This is a genomic window from Helicobacter apodemus (assembly GCF_003097575.1).
Taxonomy (GTDB): Bacteria; Campylobacterota; Campylobacteria; order Campylobacterales; family Helicobacteraceae; genus Helicobacter_D; species Helicobacter_D apodemus.
This window is the reverse complement of the sequence record NZ_CP021886.1, coordinates 142,709-159,867: the sequence shown is the minus strand read 5'-3', so window position 1 is coordinate 159,867 and position 17,159 is coordinate 142,709. Positions and strand designations below refer to the sequence as shown.

General features: G+C 35.4%; 18 protein-coding genes. 4 read left to right on the top strand and 14 right to left on the bottom strand.

Annotation, left to right across the window (positions count from 1 at the left end; translation table 11 throughout):
• Positions 1-54 precede the first annotated feature (54 nt).
• Positions 55-678 carry a guanylate kinase gene (gene gmk, locus CDV25_RS00795; RefSeq protein ID WP_108910354.1) on the bottom strand — a complete coding sequence of 208 codons (624 nt, stop codon included), beginning with the start codon at positions 676-678 and terminating at the stop codon, positions 55-57.
• A complete protein-coding gene (locus CDV25_RS10375) occupies positions 678-3,221 on the bottom strand; it encodes a midas domain-containing protein (RefSeq protein ID WP_239056374.1) in 2,544 nt (847 codons plus the stop codon). The genes gmk and CDV25_RS10375 overlap by 1 nt, the downstream gene beginning before the upstream one ends.
• Positions 3,222-3,315: 94 nt before the next feature.
• On the opposite strand from CDV25_RS10375, the gene CDV25_RS00785 reads away from it, so the two are divergent.
• The gene (locus CDV25_RS00785; RefSeq protein WP_108910353.1) at positions 3,316-3,843 is read left to right on the top strand and encodes a phospholipase D-like domain-containing protein; all 528 of its coding nucleotides are present in this window, start codon (positions 3,316-3,318) and stop codon (positions 3,841-3,843) included.
• Here the strand turns inward: CDV25_RS00785 and CDV25_RS00780 are convergent.
• Positions 3,840-4,646, bottom strand: a complete 807-nt coding sequence (locus tag CDV25_RS00780; RefSeq protein WP_108910352.1) for a TatD family hydrolase — start codon at positions 4,644-4,646, stop codon at positions 3,840-3,842. The two genes, CDV25_RS00785 and CDV25_RS00780, sit on opposite strands and share 4 nt — an antisense overlap.
• Before the next feature lie 60 nt (positions 4,647-4,706).
• Between CDV25_RS00780 and ribE the strand changes: the two genes are divergently transcribed.
• Positions 4,707-5,309, top strand: coding sequence for a riboflavin synthase (ribE, locus tag CDV25_RS00775; RefSeq protein WP_108910351.1), 603 nt, complete (start codon positions 4,707-4,709; stop codon positions 5,307-5,309).
• 10 nt (positions 5,310-5,319) lie between these two features.
• Positions 5,320-5,595 carry an EscU/YscU/HrcU family type III secretion system export apparatus switch protein gene (locus CDV25_RS00770; protein WP_034555207.1) on the top strand — a complete coding sequence of 92 codons (276 nt, stop codon included), beginning with the start codon at positions 5,320-5,322 and terminating at the stop codon, positions 5,593-5,595.
• A gap of 322 nt (positions 5,596-5,917) precedes the next feature.
• Here the strand turns inward: CDV25_RS00770 and pseH (CDV25_RS00765) are convergent, their stop codons facing one another.
• From pseH (CDV25_RS00765) to aspS, 11 genes are all read right to left on the bottom strand, one after another.
• Positions 5,918-6,325 carry a UDP-4-amino-4,6-dideoxy-N-acetyl-beta-L-altrosamine N-acetyltransferase gene (gene pseH, locus CDV25_RS00765; RefSeq protein ID WP_162550379.1) on the bottom strand — a complete coding sequence of 136 codons (408 nt, stop codon included), beginning with the start codon at positions 6,323-6,325 and terminating at the stop codon, positions 5,918-5,920.
• Positions 6,326-6,397: 72 nt separating this feature from the next.
• Complete coding sequence (locus CDV25_RS10370; protein ID WP_239056373.1) at positions 6,398-6,652, bottom strand: formyl transferase; 255 nt, start codon at positions 6,650-6,652, stop codon at positions 6,398-6,400.
• 104 nt (positions 6,653-6,756) lie between these two features.
• A complete protein-coding gene (locus tag CDV25_RS10365) occupies positions 6,757-6,951 on the bottom strand; it encodes a hypothetical protein (RefSeq protein ID WP_239056372.1) in 195 nt (64 codons plus the stop codon).
• A gap of 111 nt (positions 6,952-7,062) precedes the next feature.
• Positions 7,063-7,536 carry a UDP-4-amino-4,6-dideoxy-N-acetyl-beta-L-altrosamine N-acetyltransferase gene (pseH, locus tag CDV25_RS00755; protein WP_108910349.1) on the bottom strand — a complete coding sequence of 158 codons (474 nt, stop codon included), beginning with the start codon at positions 7,534-7,536 and terminating at the stop codon, positions 7,063-7,065.
• A complete protein-coding gene (locus CDV25_RS00750) occupies positions 7,533-8,282 on the bottom strand; it encodes a cytochrome c biogenesis CcdA family protein (RefSeq protein ID WP_108910348.1) in 750 nt (249 codons plus the stop codon). Before CDV25_RS00750 ends, pseH (CDV25_RS00755) begins: the two co-directional genes overlap by 4 nt.
• Positions 8,283-8,284: 2 nt before the next feature.
• A complete protein-coding gene (locus tag CDV25_RS00745; protein WP_108910347.1) occupies positions 8,285-9,559 on the bottom strand; it encodes a TRAP transporter large permease in 1,275 nt (424 codons plus the stop codon).
• 1 nt (position 9,560) lies between these two features.
• Positions 9,561-10,181 carry a TRAP transporter small permease gene (locus CDV25_RS00740; protein WP_239056371.1) on the bottom strand — a complete coding sequence of 207 codons (621 nt, stop codon included), beginning with the start codon at positions 10,179-10,181 and terminating at the stop codon, positions 9,561-9,563.
• 10 nt (positions 10,182-10,191) lie between these two features.
• On the bottom strand, positions 10,192-11,211 hold the full coding sequence (locus CDV25_RS00735; RefSeq protein ID WP_108910346.1) for a DctP family TRAP transporter solute-binding subunit: 1,020 nt from the start codon (positions 11,209-11,211) through the stop codon (positions 10,192-10,194).
• 120 nt (positions 11,212-11,331) lie between these two features.
• Positions 11,332-11,850 carry an inorganic diphosphatase gene (ppa, locus tag CDV25_RS00730; RefSeq protein ID WP_034554643.1) on the bottom strand — a complete coding sequence of 173 codons (519 nt, stop codon included), beginning with the start codon at positions 11,848-11,850 and terminating at the stop codon, positions 11,332-11,334.
• A gap of 9 nt (positions 11,851-11,859) precedes the next feature.
• Complete coding sequence (locus CDV25_RS00725) at positions 11,860-12,432, bottom strand: adenylate kinase (RefSeq protein ID WP_034554644.1); 573 nt, start codon at positions 12,430-12,432, stop codon at positions 11,860-11,862.
• 9 nt (positions 12,433-12,441) lie between these two features.
• Positions 12,442-14,193 (bottom strand): aspartate--tRNA ligase, encoded by a 1,752-nt coding sequence (gene aspS / locus CDV25_RS00720; RefSeq protein WP_108910345.1) that lies wholly within the window; start codon positions 14,191-14,193, stop codon positions 12,442-12,444.
• Positions 14,194-14,348: 155 nt separating this feature from the next.
• On the opposite strand from aspS, the gene flgL reads away from it, so the two are divergent.
• A complete protein-coding gene (gene flgL / locus CDV25_RS00715; protein ID WP_108910344.1) occupies positions 14,349-16,961 on the top strand; it encodes a flagellar hook-associated protein FlgL in 2,613 nt (870 codons plus the stop codon).
• Positions 16,962-17,159 lie beyond the last annotated feature (198 nt).

The following is a 17,159-nucleotide window of genomic DNA, read 5'->3' as shown; positions in this document are numbered from 1 at the left end:
ATTGTAACTCCTTAGGGCTTAAAACTTACAATAAAATATTAAAACAATAAGGAACTATTTTTGCCATTTTTGCAACAATAAATCCAAATGGTATAAACTTGCCCTACAAAAAGCAGACCTTACAATGCAAATAAGTTTTTTCGCACATTCTTCTAAATTATCATTAATAATGAGATAATCAAACGCATAAAGGCTTTTTATCTCCTTAGTCGCATTCTCTAAACGCTCTTCAATCACTTCTGCACTATCACTTCCTCTCTTGCGAAGTCGTTCTCTTAAGATTTTTTGGTTTAAAGTTGTAATAAAAACGGAAGTTGTGTGGTTAGGAAAAGCTTGTTTAATATTCATTTGTCCTTGAATATCAACATCAAGAATGATTAATTTATCCTCACATAAAGCTTCTAAAATTTGGTTTTTATTTGTCCCATAATAGCTTCCATGCACCTCTGCCCACTCTAAAAAACTCTCCTCCTTAATGCCTTGCTCGAATTTTTCTTTAGAGATAAAATGATAATGCACTCCATCAATCTCATTTTCTCTCTTAGGTCGCGTTGTAGAGGAGATTGAAAAATAATGCTTAGGAAATTCTTTAGCTAAAATTTGATAAAGTGAGCTTTTTCCCGCTCCACTTGGTCCTGATAAAACAAGAATAGCCCCCTTATATTTGGCTTCTTGCATTAATTATCATCTTTTTTAGGGAATTGGATATTAATATTAATCACTGCCCCACTTAAAAGATCTTTTAAAGTCTGTGTTTGCAAAGTCTGCAAAGCAGCAATCAACCCTTCTAAAGAATTTGCTTGAATATTAGGTAAAGTTTCCTCTTCTTTAGGTTGTGAAACAATAGGGGCTATATTAGGCTCTTTAGCAATAGGCTCCCCTAAAGCCTCACTCACTCCCTCTAAATTCAAAGCACTAAATTCATCCTCTAAAGCATCTACATTGCTAGACGCTTTATCTTTTTTGCTCTCTAATGCATTCTTAGATTCTAAATCCTCTACATTATCCTTTGGGGTTAAAGAATCTAATTTAATTTCATCGTCTAAATCACTTGTGGGGTCATCTTCTTGGGTTAAGTCTAATTTTTCCTCACTAGGTTCTTTAATAGAAGATTCTAAATCCTTAATTTCAGGAGATTCTAAAGTATCCTCAGGCTCTAAATCTGCTATATCTAAAGAATCTTCGGAGGTTAAATCCTCTTTCATATCCTCTTGTTGTGGGGTTTCTAAATCCTCTACATTATCCTTTGGGGTTAAAGAATCTAATTTAATTTCATCGTCTAAATCACTTGTGGGGTCATCTTCTTGGGTTAAGTCTAATTTTTCCTCACTAGGTTCTTTAATAGAAGATTCTAAATCCTTAATTTCAGGAGATTCTAAAGTATCCTCAGGCTCTAAATCTGCTATATCTAAAGAATCTTCGGAGGTTAAATCCTCTTTCATATCCTCTTGTTGTGGGGTTTCTAAATCCTCTACATTATCCTTTGGGGTTAAAGAATCTAATTTAATTTCATCGTCTAAATCACTTGTGGGGTCATCTTCTTGGGTTAAGTCTAATTTTTCCTCACTAGGTTCTTTAATAGAAGATTCTAAATCCTTAATTTCAGGAGATTCTAAAGTATCCTCAGGCTCTAAATCTGCTATATCTAAAGAATCTTCGGAGGTTAAATCCTCTTTCATATCCTCTTGTTGTGGGGTTTCTAAATCCTCTACATTATCCTTTGGGGTTAAAGAATCTAATTTAATTTCATCGTCTAAATCACTTGTGGGGTCATCTTCTTGGGTTAAGTCTAATTTTTCCTCACTAGGTTCTTTAATAGAAGATTCTAAATCCTTAATTTCAGGAGATTCTAAAGTATCCTCAGGCTCTAAATCTGCTATATCTAAAGAATCTTCGGAGGTTAAATCCTCTTTCATATCCTCTTGTTGTGGGGTTTCTAAATCCTCTACATTATCCTTTGGGGTTAAAGAATCTAATTTAATTTCATCGTCTAAATCACTTGTGGGGTCATCTTCTTGGGTTAAGTCTAATTTTTCCTCACTAGGTTCTTTAATAGAAGATTCTAAATCCTTAATTTCAGGAGATTCTAAAGTATCCTCAGGCTCTAAATCTGCTATATCTAAAGAATCTTCGGAGGTTAAATCCTCTTTCATATCCTCTTGTTGTGGGGTTTCTAAATCCTCTACATTATCCTTTGGGGTTAAAGAATCTAATTTAATTTCATCGTCTAAATCACTTGTGGGGTCATCTTCTTGGGTTAAGTCTAATTTTTCCTCACTAGGTTCTTTAATAGAAGATTCTAAATCCTTAATTTCAGGAGATTCTAAAGTATCCTCAGGCTCTAAATCTGCTATATCTAAAGAATCTTCGGAGGTTAAATCCTCTTTCATATCCTCTTGTTGTGGGGTTTCTAAATCCTCTACATTATCCTTTGGGGTTAAAGAATCTAATTTAATTTCATCGTCTAAATCACTTGTGGGGTCATCTTCTTGGGTTAAGTCTAATTTTTCCTCACTAGGTTCTTTAATAGAAGATTCTAAATCCTTAATTTCAGGAGATTCTAAAGTATCCTCAGGCTCTAAATCTGCTATATCTAAAGAATCTTCGGAGGTTAAATCCTCTTTCATATCCTCTTGTTGTGGGGTTTCTAAATCAGGGGTTTCTAAATCCTCTAAATTAGCCTCTGGGAGATTTAATTCTAAATCCTTAATTTCAGGAGATTCTAAAGTATCCTCAGGCTCTAAATCTGCTATATCATCTTGTTCTTCTTCCTCATCGAAAAGTCCTTTAACCTCATCAATATCGTCTTTATCTAAAATCTGCAAACTCCCTAATTCGTGTATATCATCAGAATCCAAATCCATAGATTTGTTACGATGTTCATCAAAAGACGGCTTAACACCATTAGGTGTTATACCAGATAGCTTTACTAAAACATCAAATAAATCCGTAGGTAAAAAAGGTTTTTGGATATATTCATCAAAACCTGCAATCCTCTCTCTACTCTTAGCATACAATAAGCTTATTTTTGCATTCCCGAAATTTTGCTTATAAGTATCAATAAGTTCCTTATCATAACATTCATCGTCAATAAATATAATTTCTGCTTCTAAAGTTACATCCATTTCTTGGCTTTCTACCAATTCTAAATTTGCCTTTGCAACACTTAAGGCAACAAGTTTTGCAACAACAGGATTCTTATTGATTAAATACACTCTCATTGAAACACTCCACTCCTTATATTTTTTTAATAAGGTTTTTAGAATATGTTAAAATTTTAACAAGTTATATCTTAAGTTTTACAAGGAATTTACAATGTTAAAAAAGTTTTATTACTTTTTTTTGTTACTCCCCCTATTTTCTCTTAACGCCCAAAATCTCTATTTTATGCCACAAGAACAAGAAATAGCACTCCATAAGCTTATTAGCATTATCTCTCAAACGCAAAATACCTTAAACATTGCAATTTATAGCTTTACTAATAGAGAAATCTCTAAAGCTATTCGCGATATTGCTAAAAAGGGAGTAAAAGTGCGTATTATCTATGATAAAAACTCAAATTCTGATTCTAATAAATCCACTATTGGCTATTTAGCAAAACTCAAAAATATAGAAACTTGCTTACTAGAGGGTAAGCCCTCCTCTAATCAAAAATATAGAGGTTTAATGCATATGAAAATGGCAATTAGTGATAATAAATATTTAATCATAGGTTCGGCAAATTGGTCTAAAAGTGCATTTGAAACAAATTATGAAACCTTAATAATCTTAGAGGATAAAACACTTATCCAAAAATCCCAACAAACCTTTGAATCAATGTTTCAAGAATGCAAAAAATACTAAAGAATCCTAAAATGCTCGCCAAAGAGATTTTGCGTATTATGATTAATTTGTTTTGCAAGGGTTTCTTTAGGTATGGCTAAAATCTCACTCATCCTCTCTAAAACCAAAGGAATATAAGAAGGCTCATTCCTCTCCCCCCTATGAGGATGAGGTGTAAGATAGGGGGAATCTGTTTCCAATAAGAGAGATTGCAGAGGGATCTTGGGTAATACCTCTACTAATTTTCTTGCATTTTTAAAAGTCAAAACTCCACCAATACCATAATAAAAACCATATTTTGCTAAACTTAAAAGCTGAAAATCTGCGTTAAAACAATGCAAAACTCCTCCTTTTAATTCTTTAGCATAAGTTAATAAAATCTCTAAAGAATCTAAAGAAGCGTCTCTAATATGCACTATAAGAGGCTTTCTAACTTCAAGTGCTAATTTTATCTGCTCGATAAAAACCTTTTTTTGCAAATCCTTCAAAGCCTCAAAACTCTCTAAACCCATCTCTTCTAGAGATTCTTCCACACGATAATAATCTAACCCACACTCACCAATAGCCACACATTTTTCATCACCCACAAAGCTTTGAATAAAATCCTTATCATAAAGATGTGCATAATTTGGATGAATCCCTGCTGCAAAATAAACCCCCTCATATTGATGCGATAGGCTTTGAGCCCTTTTTAAATCACTAGGATAAGCCGCTGGGATAATAAAACGCGTAATCCCAGCTTCATAAGAACGTTTAAGCATTACTTCAAAATCTTCATTATACCTCGCATCATCTAAATGACAATGTGTATCACAAAGTTGCATAAGTTTCCTTTCTGATTATCTATGCTAAAATTCTAATCAAAACTAGCTTAAAGGAAATCAATGTTTACAGGCTTAGTGAGAGAACTTGCCTATGTAAAAAAGTTTCATAAAAACCTCCTTACCCTCAAAGCTCATTATAAACCCAAAATCGGCGATAGTATTGCAGTTAATGGTGCTTGTTTAACCGTGATTGAAACCTTTAGCGATGGTTTTAACCTAGAGCTAAGCGAAGAATCCCAAACCAACCTCGCCTTAGAGAACTACTCCAACCTTGTCCATATCGAACCGGCAATGACTTTACAAGATAGATTAGATGGGCATATCCTACAAGGGCATATTGATGGCATTGGGGAGATTATTAGTATCCAACCCCACAAAGTAGGCACAGATTTTTTCATTAGCACTCAAGCCAACACCTTAGAACTCTGTATCCCTAAAGGCAGTATTGGAATTAATGGTATTAGCCTTACTATTAATGAAGTTTTAAAAGATTCTCTGCGTCTAACACTCATTCCCCACACTCTCCAAACAACACTTTTTAAGACCTACCAAATAGGCACTCGTGTAAATATAGAAACCGATATATTCGCTAAAATCCTCCACCATTTTTTAACACATAAAAAATCCTCCCCCTTACTTGGGAGCAAGTTGATACCATTTTAGGAGGCTATTAATGAAACCCACACAAAAAGCTGTCGCTTTAGCGTATGAACAAAATAAACAAAGAGCACCTAAGGTTTTAGCCAAAGGAGAGGGGCTACTTGCACAAAGAATTATTGAAAAAGCTAAAGAATACGATATTCCACTCTTTCAAAGTCAAGCCTTAGTAGATTCTCTTATAAATTTAGAAATTGACGAGGAAATTCCACCTAAGCTTTATCAGGCAGTCGTTGAAGTATTCATTTGGCTTTATAAAACAGAATCCAAAGCCCAAATAAGCAAACAATAACCCACCTCTAGCAGAGCTTAACCAACACACTTTAAGGGCTTAACAAAATCCCTCCAGATAAAATCTGCCACAACCACACCTAATACAATACAACACCCCTCCCCCCACAAACAAATACTACATAAATCCCCAACCTCTCTTTAAAGCAAGTATTCTATTATCTCGCTCCTCTAAAGAACATTGAAAACAATAAAAAACAAAATTAAAACTTCTTATCCCAAAATTATAGGAATTCTAATCAATCCTAACAATACATAATCTCATGGCTATCTACTAAGGGACATTTCTAACACTTCCTTACCCTTAACAAATTTTGTAGCATTTACACAAACCCAAACTTTTTATGCAGATTAATCACTGCTTTATTGCTACAAAACACCTCTAAACATAACTTCTTTACTCCCAAAATGTTAAGAACATAAAACAAACTAATCTGCTCTAACACTCTCCCAATCCCACCGATATTAAGATTTGGATTAGCAAAGAATCCAAATTCTACCTCCTCATCACCCCTAAGATTAAAATTAAAGCTTCCTATTATTTGGAAGTTAAACCTTACTAAAAAATATTGCTTCTTAGGATTACATCTTAAAGACTCTAAAAAAGCTAAATGCTCTTGAAGTGAAATAATATGTTGGTTATAAAGCTGGGATTTTACACTCTCATTATTGCGGTATTTTAAAATCTCTTTTTGCTCGCATTCCTTTAAAGTTATATAATTTTCAAGCACTAAGCAAATAACACTAATTATCCCCCCCCCCCCGCAGAGGAAGTATCTGAATAAATTTTAAGGATAAATTTCTTACCATCTTTGTAAAAAAAACGCAGGAAATTCCTCATTACTCACAATCCTTAAAAGGTTAAATTGGGATTGCAAACTCTTGGTAATATCTAGCTCACTATCTTTTGATGTCCTCTTGGGATAAAAGCTCTCTTTACCCTGCTGCTTTTTAGTGATAATATGGAGATATGAAGCAAGAAACTCTAAGCACATATCTTGACACATCTTTGCTTGTTTATCACACAATTCATAAAGCTCAACCCCATCTAAAAACAAAGTTTTTGCAAATAAATATCCCCACTATCAACGCGTGTATCGGTTCTAAAAAGACTAAAGACAATCTCATTACTACCCTCTAAAACCTGCTAAAACAAGGGAGATCAACCCTTTCCTTTAGGGAGATTAGAGGCGTGAATCACAAGATTATGCTTATGTTGTTGCAAAAAATCACTAGAGAGGATTTTATGATAAGAGAGAATAAACACAAGGGTATAAGAGGGTATAAGATTGTTTAAAATCCTCACAAGAAAAATACAAATCACATTGGGGAATCTGCCTTTGTAATGCTTTAGCATAAGGGATAAACCACTGATTAGGGGAGGTTAAAATCGCAACTTTTGCCTTTAGGCACATACTACTCTTGGTAAAGAATTTTTTAGAGCAGTTATGATATAAAATAGAGGCAATTAAACTTCTATAATCCCCCCTCCCCCCGCAGATTTAACAAAATAACTCATTAAGCAATCCTTTTTAAAGAAGTTAAAGCCATAGGCTAAATAAAGGCTAATAGCTTTAGTATTAGTATTAAAGGCTCTAGCATAGAGGCTTTTAACTTTTAGGGTTTCAAAAGCATATTGTAATAAAGTTTGCATTAAAACTCCGCCATAACCCTTTAAATTAGGGCTTTGATACATTCCAAATTCACAAGATTCCTCACAAATATCCACAAAATCAATAACACCTATGGCTTCATCCCTATAAAAAACTAAAAAATATTTCTTACTTAAATCCCCTTTTAAAGATTCTAAAAACTCCAAATGCTCCTTCCAAGAAATCTTTTCATTTCTCATATAACTAGCTATATCCTTATGCGTTCTCCACTTATAAACCAAAGCTTTCTCTTGAGCTTGTAATTGCGTGAAATTTTTTAATACTATCACTTCAAATGTTCTATAAGATAAGCAGAAATAAAAGCCATTTGCCCACTTGCTACTAAGATTCCAATAAGTATCAACAATCCCCCACAAGCCCACTCAATCCATTTAAAATAAGCTTTAATTTTATTAAAATACCCAAAGATATAGCCTAATAGCACTGCACTAAGCAAGAAAGGAATACTAAGCCCTAAAGTATAAACCGCCATCAAAGTCATACCCGCATTAGTCTCTAAACTCGCCAAAGAAATAATCCCTGCTAAAATAGGACCCACACAAGGAGTCCAACCCAAAGAAAAACTAACCCCCAATAAAAAGGGTGCAAAGAAATCTTTGAAAAATAATATTTTGGTTTCTTTTTGCAAAAAGGTTTTTTGATAATTCAAAAAAGGAATTTGGATAATCCTAGCAGTATGCAATCCAAAAAGTATTAAAATCCCTCCGGTAACATAGCCTACATAAGGGCTTAACAAAATCCCTCCGGATAAAATTCTAGCCGCAACCGCACCTAATAAAATAAACACAACCCCCATTCCACAAACAAAAAATACTGCACTTTTAAAAATCCCTAATCGTGCTTTAAAAGAAAGCCCCCCATTATCTTTTAGCTCCTCTAAAGAGCGTTTAGAGATATAAGAGAGATAAATAGGCACTAAAGGCAAAATACAAGGACTAACAAAAGTCAAAATCCCCGCTAAAAAACTAATGATGAGAGGGGCTTTATCAAAAAATACAAGCAAAGATTCTTCCATATTCATCCTATCAAATTTGGTAACCAAAGCGAAATCTGTGGTATATAAGTAATAAGCCCTAAACCAAGCAATAAAATACATAACCAAGGAATCACACAAAGCGTTACATCTTTTAAACTTAAGCCACTTAAAGAGCTAGCCACAAAAAGATTAAGTCCAACAGGTGGCGTTAGCATACCAAGCTCCATATTTACAACCATTACAACCCCAAAGTGAATAGGATCAATGCCTAATTGTGTAGCAATAGGTAGCAATAAAGGGGTCATAATCAAAATCACAGAGCTAGGCTCCATAAACTGCCCCATAACAAACAACACAAGATTGACAAAAATCAAAAATAGCCACCAATTCATATGCATAGCAATAAGATATTCCGCAATCATATGGGGAATCCGCTCACTGGTTAGAAAATGTGCGAAAACAACGGCAAATCCAATAATTAAAAATATCATAGCAGTCGTTATGGCTGCATCAAGAAATACCGGATAAAGCTCTTTTAATTTAATATCTTTATAAACAAATACAGAAATAATAAGGGCATACACCGCACTAATCCCTGCTGCCTCGGTAGCGGTGAAAATTCCTGCATAGATCCCTCCAATAATAACAACGATGATTAACAATGCCCAAAAAGCATTTTTAAACTTTTGCCATCGCTCCTTAAAACTCGCTACTTGTATTGCCTTAAACCCAAGCCTTCTAGCGTCAAAATAAGCATAAAGCATCATCATAGCACCAACCATTAGTCCCGGAATCACTCCTGCCATAAATAGCTTCTCAATAGAAACTTCTGCAGTAACGCCATAAACAATCATCACAACAGAGGGTGGAATGAGTATCCCTAAACTCCCCGCTGAAGTAATAGCACCTATAGAATAACTCTTAGGATAACCTGCTTCTTTTAACGCAACAAACATCACCGAACCAATAGCGACAACCGTTGCAGGCGAGCTTCCACTCACAGCAGCAAAGATAATACAAGCCAAAATTGCACTCATAGGAAGCCCACCGGGCAAATGCCCTACAAGGCTTTTAGCAAACTCAATAATCCTGCGTGCTGAACTTCCTTTACTCATCAAAGAACCCGCCAAAATAAACATAGGGATAGCCATAAAGGTAGGCTTTAGCCCATTAAACATAACCTCTGGCACCGCTAAAATATCATAAGAGCTAAAAAACACCATCGCAAGCGTGGCACTCACACCCAAAGCAATAGCAACAGGAATCCCTAATAACAACAAACCAAATAAACTAAGTAATAAAAAAGTAATACTCATACTAATCTTTAATCACGCTATCGTGTAGCATTTCCTCTTTAGTATTTTTAGCAATTCTTTCTGCACTCATCCAAGAGGTTTCATAAATCTTCTCTACACTGCGATAAGTTGCCCCCAAAAAGGCAAGAGGTAAGCAAAGTAAAAACACCCACAAAGGAACATTATGCAATGCCTCACTCATATAACCTAATTCATAATTCAAAACAATCACCATTAAACTCGCATAAAACATAAAGCCTAAAAATACAGAGGTTAATAAATGCGAAAAAATCACGCATATCTTAGCTAAAAAGGGAGGAAGTTTTTCAATAACCATCATAACAGAGATATGCACCCCTTTCCTAAATCCATAAGCAGCACCAAAAAATACCGACCATAAAAAGCAATATCGTGCCACCTCTTCAGCCCAAGTAAGCGAACCAATATCTGGATAAAATCCCGCAATATACCGCACACACACATTTAAAGCAGTGATAAACACACCTAAGCCCAAGCCAAAAACCGCGATATTTTTATTAATGGTTATGATAATCCTATCAAGTGTTTTAAAAAATTTCCTAATCTTTGGGTTATGATGAATCCAAAGAAGAGGTTTTTGCAAAAATAATACTATTGTATTCAAACTATCTCTTTTAGGGAATATTCAAAGTCTTTTCAATCAAATCTTGACCGACTAAATCATAAAATTTTGGATAAATACCAATCATCACCTTTTCCCATTGCTTCCTTTGCTCTGGAGTTAGCTCAAATATTTGAGTTTTTGTCTTATCCTCACTTTTAAGTTTTTCAAACAACAATCTTTCATCCTCCTTAGCCTCTTGCCGATTAAACATTGTCGCTTCTTTCATCGCAGTTTTTATAACTTCTTGCAAATCTTGAGGTAGCTCTTGCCAAAATTTTTCACTTGCCACCACTAAAGAACCCAAATAGCCGTGATTAGAAATAGTAAGAGAGTTTTGCACCTCATAGAATTTAGAATTATAAAAATTCGCAAGGGGATTCTCCGCAGCATCTACAACCCCTGTTTGCAAAGCTGAATACACTTCCCCAAAAGGTAAGACTTGCGGGATAGCCTTAATAGCCTTTGTCTGCTCTTCTAAAACCTTAGAACTCATAATCCGCATTTTCTGCCCTTCCGCATCACTTGGAATAACAATAGGTTTTTTATTGCTACTAAAATGCTTAAATCCCGTATCCCAATAATCTAATGCAACATAGCCTTTTTTAGCGATAACATCTTTAAGTATTTCCCCTACTTCTCCATCCATTACCTTATGCAAATGCTCAGTATCCCTAAACAAAAAAGGAATATCCCAAAAATTAAATTCTTTAGCAAAAGGTGTAAATTTAGAAAAACTTGGTGCTGCCATTTGGATATTATTGCGTTTTAATTCTTGAAAAATCTTATCATCATCCACTAATTGTGCAGAAGGGAAGACATAAACTTTCAAGCGACCATTACTTAACTCTTCCGCCCTCTTAGCAAAGAAATCCGCCGCTTTGCCCTTAGGGGTATTGACATTCACCACATGCGAAAACTTAACTTCATAAACCTTGTTAGAATCTGCTTTACTAACACTACTAGTGTTACTATCTCCACAACCAATAAAAGCAAGAATGCCTAAAATAGCAATGAATATTTTAATCTTCATAACAACTCCTTATTTAAGTAAAAACTCTATAATTCCACACAACTTCTTTTAAAAGGCTCAAATTTTCCTTAGTTTTTCAAAATTTTATACATTATTACTTTTTGAAACCCTCTAAACTCTTTATTGATAATTTGAAATTGCCTTATCTAAAATTCTCTTTGCACTTTGCAAATCTTGAAATTCTTTAACTTTCACCCACTTATTAGGCTCTAAAGTCTTATAAGTTTCAAAGAAATTTTTGATTCTATCTAGTGTGATTTGCGGCAAATCCTCTAAGCTTTGGATTCTGTCATATCTTGGGTCAATCTTAGAAATAGGCACAGCAATAAGCTTCTCATCAACCCCACTTTCATCCTCCATAATCAAAACCCCAATGAGCCTAGCTTTAATCACACTTCCTGCTTGAAGAGGATATTCATTAAGCACCAAAACATCAGCTGGATCTCCATCATCGCTTAAAGTATTAGGCACAAAGCCATAATTAGCAGGATAAAACATCGCACCATACATTACCCTATCAACCACTACCGCCCCACTCTCTTTATCAATCTCATATTTGATATTAGAGCCATAAGGAATTTCAATCACCACATTAAGCTTATCAGGATTGCTCCCTACTTCAATTTTATTCAAATCCATTTTTTCTCCTTAAATTTTGCTTTTGATATAAGATTCCATATCCGCTACAATTGCTTCAATGCTTCTCTCTCCATTAATCTTATGCAAAAGACCCTTTTGGGTATAAAAGTCTTGAATCTCCGCTAAAGGCTCCAAATACACTTTCATCCTATTTTTAAAAACCTCCGCATTATCATCAGCACCCCTTGCGCGTCCTAAGACCCTCTCACAAGCTATTTTTTCACTAACTTCTACTTCAATAACACTAACAAGTGCAATACTCTTTTTATCCTTTAAAATTCTATCAAGTGCTACCATTTGTTCGCTACTTCTAGGGTATCCATCAATTAACACGACCTCTTTAGGTGCATTAGCAATAGCTTCTACAATAGTTTCTACAACAATCTCTAAAGGCACGAGATTCCCTTTACTTGTAAAATCTTCAATAAGTCTACCTTTCTCACTACCACTTGCCACTTCTGCCCTTAAAAGCTCTCCTGTAGAATAATGCACCATTACTTGAGCGTTATTTTTACTAATGATTTCTGCATCTGTTGTTTTCCCACTTCCTGGTGCGCCAATGACTAAAAATAATTTTTTCAATTTAACTCCTTATTTTTTGGTTTCTCTTACCCTAATATGTAATTCTCTTAATTGCTCCTCATTAGCTGCACTTGGTGCATTAGTTAAAGGACAAGTCGCTTTTTGAGTTTTAGGAAATGCAATAACATCGCGTATAGATTTCGCTTTAGAGATTAGCATAATAATTCGATCTAAGCCAAAAGCTAATCCCCCATGCGGTGGAGCTCCAAACTCTAAGGCGTCTAAAAGAAAGCTAAATTTCTCTCTAGCCTCCTGTTGGCTTATCCCCAATAATTCAAAAATCTGATTTTGAATCTCTTTTTTGTGGATTCTAATGCTTCCTCCACCAATTTCAAAACCATTTAAAACAACATCATAAGCCACAGATTTGATAGATAAAATATCCTCATTCTCTAAATCCTTTGGCATTGTAAAAGGATGGTGCAAGGCAGAAATAGAACCATCATCATTTTTTTCAAACATAGGAAAATCCACAACCCATAGGAATTTATAGGCTTTCTCATCAATTAATCCCATATCATTGGCAACTTTTTGCCGCAATCTCCCCATAGTATCCCATACTAACTTTTTCTCTCCCGCACCAAAGAACACAATGTCCCCAACCTCTGCCCCAACTCTCCTTAAAAGCTCCTCTAAAGCACTCTTTGAGATAAATTTCACCAAAGGACCCTTAGCACCCTCTTCTTTAATCTGAATATAAGCTAAACCTTTAGCACCAAACTTTCGGACAAACTCTTCAGTCTCTGCTAAAGCTTTACGACTAAAAAAGCTATCTCCACCTTTTACACACAAAGCTTTGAAGCGATTACGCAAAGTATCATTTGCAACAGAAGCAAAAATTGTATTACTAGATTCTACAAACAAATCCGCCACTTCTACTAAAGGCAACCCATAGCGTAAATCTGGCTTATCACTCCCATATTTTTCCATAACTTCTGCATAAGAATACCGCTCAAAAGGTGTATCAATACAAATTCCACACACCCCAAAAATAGATTTTAAAACCTGCTCCGCCACCTCTATCACATCCTCTTGATTACAAAAGCTCATCTCTAAGTCAATTTGCGTAAATTCTGGCTGCCTATCAAGCCTTAAATCCTCATCCCTAAAACATTTAGCGATTTGAAAATACCTATCAAAACCACTCACCATTAAAAGTTGCTTAAATAGTTGGGGACTTTGAGGAAGTGCATAAAATTCACCACGATGCACCCGACTAGGCACAAGATAATCCCTTGCTCCCTCGGGAGTAGCTTTGGTTAAAACAGGGGTTTCTATCTCTAAAAACCCCAAATCACTTAGGGTATTCCTTACAGCTTGAGCTATTTTGCTACGCATAACAAAAATCTCTTGCATTCGTGGGTTTCTTAAATCTAAATAGCGGTATTTTAAACGCACTTCCTCACCCACATTTTCATCCCCTATGCTAATAGGGGGGGTAAGACTTCTATTTTCAATCACCAAAGAATGCACCAAGATTTCAATGCTTCCTGTCTTAAGCTTAGGATTTTCTAGCCCCTCCCCCCTCTTTCTTACGATTCCTTTGGCTAATAAAACAAACTCATCACGCACTTCACTAGCAATTTTATGGGCTTTTGCAGAATCTTTTGGGTCAAAGACAAGTTGCACAATCCCGCTTCTATCGCGTAAATCAATAAATACAATTCCGCCGTGGTCTCTATAGGTATTACACCAACCACAAACACTTAACTCCTCTCCAATATTTTGCTCACCTATCTCTGCACAATAATGGCTTCTCACAATATCCGCTCCTAAAATTTACAAAAATAATTTTGGGATTGTAGCAAAAAAACCTACAAGTTTTCATTAGGATTTATCTCCCCTTTAAAAACACTAATCTAAAATTTGGCATAATATTTGCTTGATATTCTCTATATTTTTTTCAAGGATACGCTATGCGAATAGGTTTAGCTTCAACTTATACAATGTATCAATACCACCAAAGAACCTCAAAAAGTGGCTTAGATGATGCGTTAGGACAAATACAATCGGGTTTAAAAATCCAATCTGGCTATCAAGATACTACCATATTCAATAAAACCCTCTCTCTTGATTATGATATTACCACTCTAGAGCAAAGCAAAAGTGTCGCTAATAACGCCCTAACTTATACCAACAACACCGATACCGCCCTAAAAGACCTTGTTGCAAATATGACAAATTTTAAAACCAAGCTTATCCAAGGGGGGAATGATATCCATAGCGAAACTTCAAGATTAGCTATCGCTAAAGACTTAAAAGCCATTAGAGATCATTTCTTATCTATTGCTAATACCTCTATTGGGGGGGAATTTATCTTTGGGGGAAGTGCGACCACTAATCCACCCTTTAACCCAAATGGAACCTATAATGGCAACAATGCAACTTTAAATGCTCTACTAGGCTCTAATAATGCCCTGCCTTATAATATAACAGGGGAAGAGCTATTCTTTGGTGCAGATAATGATACCCATCGTATCATCTCAACGAATATCCCTAAATTCAACCAAAGGGAGTTGCACCCAGAGATTATGGACCCAAACCACCCTACAGGACAAGGTAGAGAAGTCTATATCACTGCAGAAGATACAATTAGGGATTTAGTGGGAGATGATGATTCAAACCCAAATAACGACCCCCAAGAAGTCTTTTATATCACAGGAAGAAAAGCTGATGGAACCGCCTTTAAAGCAAAATTCCCTATGGATACAACCTCCAAAGTCCAAGACCTCCTAGATAGAATAGGCAGAGAGTTTGGGAACACCGAAGTCAGTAAGGTCGTGGATGTAACACTCAATAAATGGGGACAGATTGAGATTAAAGACTTAACAAGCGGACGCTCAAATATTGAATTTTCTATGATTTCATCTAAATGGCAAGATCCCCGAAATAGTGTAGCTAATGGCGGAGATGGTGTGGGGTTTTCTAATTTAGATAGGGCTGGAGTTGCGGGGGTGAAGATTAATACCTATGTGCAAAGCCCATTTTTAAATGATTTTAACTATTTTCGAACAATTGCCGTAAGAGATGATAATGATCATAGAATCCACACTTTTCCCACGACTTTTAGGACAGAAGATAATAAAATCGCCACTACCGCCACACTCCTTAAAGATGTTTTACCGCCTACTGCTACAAGGATTGAACTAACAGGACAAGCAGCAAATACGGCTTTAGATACAGCAGGAGCCAATATCGATCCTCCAGTAATTTTACCAATTACTGATACGACTACTATACAAGATCTAATGGATAGCATTAGAACCACCTATAGTGCTGGTGGAGGAAATATTGATGTGCAATTCTCCGATGGGAAAATTATCGTGGTAGATAATAATGTCTCTAAAAAATCTCCAGCTACGCAAGATGACAAAGATTTGCCTTTCACAGGCAATAGCTCTTTAAGATTATTTGTCACTAGCCAAAATGCAAATGGTGCTACAGTAAATGGCTTTAGGTATGATTATGCCACAGAATATGATAAGGTAAATTTTAGCAAAGATGGGGCAAAACTCACCTCCAATGTCTCCCAAATAATCCGGGATTCTAATAAATACGCCACGATGGATACAAAGCTCTCTGAAGTAGCAGGCAGAAGGTTTGAAACAAATATTTTTAATTTCAAGGTTAAAGATGTCAATGGAACCCCTATTGAAGGGACAATAACCCTAGAAGAAACAAGGAGCTATATGACTATCACCTCCCCTACTCAAATCAATAATCACACGATTAATAATATACAAATCCCGATTTTAAACCCCAATGGGAATCCCCCACAAGTGAATAACACCCCAACACCAGGTAATGAAGTTACTTATCAGCAATTAGCCGATACCTTAGGGATTGTGATGAATCTCTCTAACTCCAATACAGCAGATTTGCAAAATGTCTTTAATGCTAATGCAGATTATACCAATGCAACTATTAAGGCTTCTTATGAAAAGCTCATCGGGGATTCTAAAAATTATGCTTCTATTACTTTAAATGCCAATGGACAACTAGAAATAAAAGATTTAAATTATTCCGCTACAAGAATGGACTTTATGCTCTATGATAATCAAGCTAATATGTTTAGACTTGATGCTAATGGCAGAATAGCAAGCCACTCCTCATTAACTTTTCAAGCCAATGGTGCAGTTATTGCCGATGATCCCCATATCAACTTCTTTCAGCAAATTGATACGATTATCAAATCTCTAGAAGAGGGTATCTATCGACCCGGAGGAAATTCAAACTATGGAGATTCTATGAGAAATCCCGGAATCCAAAATGCAATTACCACCTTTGATCATCTAGCTAATCATATCAATAAATCCCATACCAAAAATGGTTCGCAAGGGAGTGCATTTAAATACTCTATCCAAAGAACAGAAGCTTTAATTGTTCAAGCAAAAACCGCACGTTCAGAAACTATTAATGTAGATCACGCAGAAGCCCTTCTTCAATTCTCTCAATTAAGCCTTAATTACCAAGCTATGCTCTCAACTATAGGAAAAATCTCCCAGCTCTCATTAGTAAATTATATTTAAGTCCTTAGGGGCTTAAATATAGAAGCCTTTTATCCCACACAAAAGAATAAATGCTAAAGTCCTTGTAAAAATTAAACATATAGAATATTAAAAGAAAAAAAACTCTATAAAAGAACAATTAACATTATTTAAAACTATAGGATAAATTCATCTTAGTTCCCTTTATAAAGAAGTTAGGCTTAAACTCGCAGTTGAAAG

What these genes read in the sequence shown, in the direction of transcription:
- gmk (WP_108910354.1), bottom strand. Translation starts at nt 678, where the DNA reads ATGCAAGAAGCCAAATATAAGGGGGCTATTCTTGTTTTATCAGGACCA.
- CDV25_RS10375 (WP_239056374.1), bottom strand. Translation starts at nt 3,221, where the DNA reads ATGAGAGTGTATTTAATCAATAAGAATCCTGTTGTTGCAAAACTTGTT.
- CDV25_RS00785 (WP_108910353.1), top strand. Translation starts at nt 3,316, where the DNA reads ATGTTAAAAAAGTTTTATTACTTTTTTTTGTTACTCCCCCTATTTTCT.
- CDV25_RS00780 (WP_108910352.1), bottom strand. Translation starts at nt 4,646, where the DNA reads ATGCAACTTTGTGATACACATTGTCATTTAGATGATGCGAGGTATAAT.
- ribE (WP_108910351.1), top strand. Translation starts at nt 4,707, where the DNA reads ATGTTTACAGGCTTAGTGAGAGAACTTGCCTATGTAAAAAAGTTTCAT.
- CDV25_RS00770 (WP_034555207.1), top strand. Translation starts at nt 5,320, where the DNA reads ATGAAACCCACACAAAAAGCTGTCGCTTTAGCGTATGAACAAAATAAA.
- CDV25_RS10365 (WP_239056372.1), bottom strand. Translation starts at nt 6,951, where the DNA reads ATGCTAAAGCATTACAAAGGCAGATTCCCCAATGTGATTTGTATTTTT.
- CDV25_RS00750 (WP_108910348.1), bottom strand. Translation starts at nt 8,282, where the DNA reads ATGGAAGAATCTTTGCTTGTATTTTTTGATAAAGCCCCTCTCATCATT.
- CDV25_RS00745 (WP_108910347.1), bottom strand. Translation starts at nt 9,559, where the DNA reads ATGAGTATTACTTTTTTATTACTTAGTTTATTTGGTTTGTTGTTATTA.
- CDV25_RS00735 (WP_108910346.1), bottom strand. Translation starts at nt 11,211, where the DNA reads ATGAAGATTAAAATATTCATTGCTATTTTAGGCATTCTTGCTTTTATT.
- ppa (WP_034554643.1), bottom strand. Translation starts at nt 11,850, where the DNA reads ATGGATTTGAATAAAATTGAAGTAGGGAGCAATCCTGATAAGCTTAAT.
- flgL (WP_108910344.1), top strand. Translation starts at nt 14,349, where the DNA reads ATGCGAATAGGTTTAGCTTCAACTTATACAATGTATCAATACCACCAA.